General features: G+C 51.6%; 3 protein-coding genes. All 3 read left to right on the plus strand.

The genetic code is table 11. From position 1 onward, the window contains the following. Positions 1 to 257: 257 nt before the first annotated feature. Genes ACFCTO_RS12030 through ACFCTO_RS12040 form a run of 3 tightly spaced genes read left to right on the plus strand, consistent with a single transcriptional unit; the run spans position 258 to position 2,714 of the window. Positions 258 to 1,109, plus strand: a complete 852-nt coding sequence (locus tag ACFCTO_RS12030; protein ID WP_292261966.1) for a ParB/RepB/Spo0J family partition protein — start codon at positions 258 to 260, stop codon at positions 1,107 to 1,109. A gap of 35 nt (positions 1,110 to 1,144) precedes the next feature. Further along, positions 1,145 to 1,675 carry a DUF4446 family protein gene (locus tag ACFCTO_RS12035; RefSeq protein ID WP_020310305.1) on the plus strand — a complete coding sequence of 177 codons (531 nt, stop codon included), beginning with the start codon at positions 1,145 to 1,147 and terminating at the stop codon, positions 1,673 to 1,675. Positions 1,676 to 1,691: 16 nt separating this feature from the next. Beyond that, a complete protein-coding gene (locus ACFCTO_RS12040; RefSeq protein ID WP_499876959.1) occupies positions 1,692 to 2,714 on the plus strand; it encodes a peptidoglycan DD-metalloendopeptidase family protein in 1,023 nt (340 codons plus the stop codon). Positions 2,715 to 2,988 lie beyond the last annotated feature (274 nt).

Raw genomic sequence — 2,988 nt, forward strand, 5'->3', positions numbered from 1 at the left:
TAATGAATTCATCGCGTAACTCCTTTGAGATGATGTGTTTTAGCAGATTCATTATACTTCAAAGGTGTGGTTACGCGATATTTATTTGTTCAAAAAGTTGTAAACTGCTGTGAATCTATATATATGCTTCTTATTATACCATAGAAATTGTTAGAAAAATCAACGAAATCAGGGCAATAAATATTTGATTAAATGCTGGATAGACGATATACTATAATATAGACTTTAAAAATAATTTTGGAAGAAATGAGGTGGACATGGTGGCAGTCGACGAGTCTCCTGCTGAAAGGGGCGCACCGGCCGAAATCGCCGTAGAATGTATCGTCCCCAATCCCCGGCAGCCGCGTCAGACCTTTGATGAACAAGGGCTGATCGCCTTAGCTGATTCAATCCGTCAGCATGGGCTTGTCCAGCCTGTCGTCGTCCAGAAAGCCGGTCCCGGCCGATATGAACTCATTGCCGGTGAGCGGCGGCTGCGGGCAGCCAAACGCTGCGGCCTGAAGACGGTGCCGGCCATCATCCGCAGCTATACGCCCGATGAAGCGGCCGAAATCGCCCTCATCGAGAACCTGCAGCGCCAGGACCTGGATGCCATTGAAGAAGGCATGGCCTATGAACGGCTGATGAAAGACTTTGGCCTGACCCAGGAACAAGCGGCGCAGAAAGTCGGGAAAAGCCGGTCCCATGTGGCCAACATGGTCCGTCTGCTGCAGCTTCCAGCCGACATCAAGGAATGGATCGCTGCAGGCCGCCTATCCATGGGACAGGCCCGGCCTCTGTTGCAGCTGCCGTCTGCGAAGCTGCAGCGGGAAGCGGCTCTGTACATTATGAAGCATGAGCTGTCGGCCCGCAAGGCAGAAGCCCTGGTCCGCCATCTGATGACCCAGGCCAAGCCCCGCCCGGAACCGGACGCCCATGTGGCCTGGCTGCAGGATAAGCTGAAGATGGCCTTGGGGACCGATGTGGCCATCCAGCTGGGGAAGGGCCGGAAAAAGGGGAAAATCGAGATTTCCTTTTCGTCAGAAGCAGAATTTGAACGGCTGCTGTCGATACTGACTGAAGAAAAAGAAGACACGCCGCGGTCACCTCTTTCTTCGTTTCATATATAATATTTTTGCATATTCATGTTCATGGGAGGAAAGAAATGCTGAATGTCGATATGCAGGCTGCCACGATGGCGCTTGCCGGTATTGGCGGGTTGATTTTATTGCTCTTGCTCGTCTATATCGTCATTTTACACAAGAAAATCAGAAAATTAGAAACGAATTACACCTTTTTTATGCAAGACGAAACGGGAGCTAGCGTCGAAGCGAAGCTGCGTGACGATGTCGATAAGCTGCACAACTTGCAGGGGACACTCGACATGATCCACCAGACGCAGAAGGATATCATGGCTGTCCAGAATCACTGTTTCCGTAAAATCGGGTTCGTTAAATATAATGCCTTTGACAATATCGGCAACAATCTGAGTTTTGCCTTTACCGTCCTCGACGGGAAAAATGATGGCTTCTGTCTTTCCAGTGTCTATGGGCGCAATGAATCGCGTATTTTTGCCAAACCGATCGTAGAGGGCAAGTGTCTCTATGGCATGAGTGAAGAAGAAAGGGAAAGCCTGGACAACGCATTGAATTACAGCGGTGACATGCAGGCTGTTCAAAAGGATCTGGAAGGATAACAAAGAGGGGAAAAGCGTGAAGATCCACATCAAGATATATCCATGGATGCGCAACCTGCAATCATGGTGCCAACGCATGAAGGCCTGGGAAACACCGGCATGGTGGCCGTCGTTCCTGAAAACGGACCGGACGGAGCCATTAGTCGTGACACCGGCGCAATATAAGAAACTCGTCCGCGGCTGTGCTGTCGCAGTGGTCGTCATTGTAATCGCTGCAGGCATCGGCATTTACGAGTTCGTTTCGCTTCAGCAGGCCAAGGCCCAGGAAGCACTGCATGAACAGCAGCTGGAATTGATGCGTGAAAAGACGACATCGCTCCAGGAAAAGATGGATAAAATGGATTCCCTGGATCAGGAGCTGCGGCAAATGGTCAAGGGTTCGGGGGCTGGTGACAGCCCAAAAGGTGACGGTGGCGTAGCAGGGGGACAAAAGAAATCTCCGGACCTTTCTCATGCCAGCTACAATGACCTGTTATTGGCCACCTCCCGCTTGGAAACCCGCAGTAACGCCCGCATTATCAGCTTCATCACCTTGAAGACGGTCTTGAGCGATACGGCAGGCGAACAGGTTCGGCAAATGCAGCAGATTACGCATAAATATCAGGGTGGTACCCTGGGCGGCGGAAATAACGGCGATGCCAGCAGCACGTCGACGACGCCTTCCATCTGGCCCGTCAGCGGGACAGTCACGTCTAACTTCGGTTATCGCGGCAATCCTATTGGCGGCGGTTCCGGCTTCCATGAAGGCATCGACATCGGCGTCGACTACGGGACGCCTGTCCGGGCGACGGCAGCCGGTAAAGTCACCATGGCCGGCTGGGTCGACGGCTATGGCAACCTCGTCGAAATCGACCATGGCAATGGCTTCGTTACCCGCTATGGCCATAACTCCATGCTTTTAGTCACAGTAGGACAGGAAGTCCGGGCTGGCTCGATCATCTCCCTGGCCGGCAGTACCGGCCGCAGCACAGGGCCGCACGTCCATTACGAAGTCCGCGTCAATGGATCCCCGACCAACCCGCTGCTGTTCCTGCCGTAAGCAGGTATGAGGTAGGTATCCATTATGGGGTACTCGTTGATACTCTATCGTTTATCGTTCGTAGTTCATCGTTCATCGTGATAGTTGTTATTTTTTACAGCCATTGCGACCTACGATGGACGACCTGCGACGAACTAAAAAGGGACTGTCGCACAAAGGCTTTTTGATGTGACCCCAAAAAGTTAGACCTTGGTAACGAGACTGTTTTTACTGTCTCGTTACTTTTTTATGCTGTCTGTCGGAAAATTCTGTATTGGACAGGACTTTTCCAACC

Origin of the sequence: Megasphaera indica, from assembly GCF_046614755.1 — a bacterium.
Lineage (GTDB): Bacteria > Bacillota > Negativicutes > Veillonellales > Megasphaeraceae > Megasphaera > Megasphaera intestinihominis.

Bases quoted from the DNA above. Each gene is read 5' to 3' on its own strand.
- ACFCTO_RS12035 (WP_020310305.1), top strand. From the start codon at position 1,145: ATGCTGAATGTCGATATGCAGGCTGCCACGATGGCGCTTGCCGGTATT.
- ACFCTO_RS12030 (WP_292261966.1), top strand. From the start codon at position 258: ATGGTGGCAGTCGACGAGTCTCCTGCTGAAAGGGGCGCACCGGCCGAA.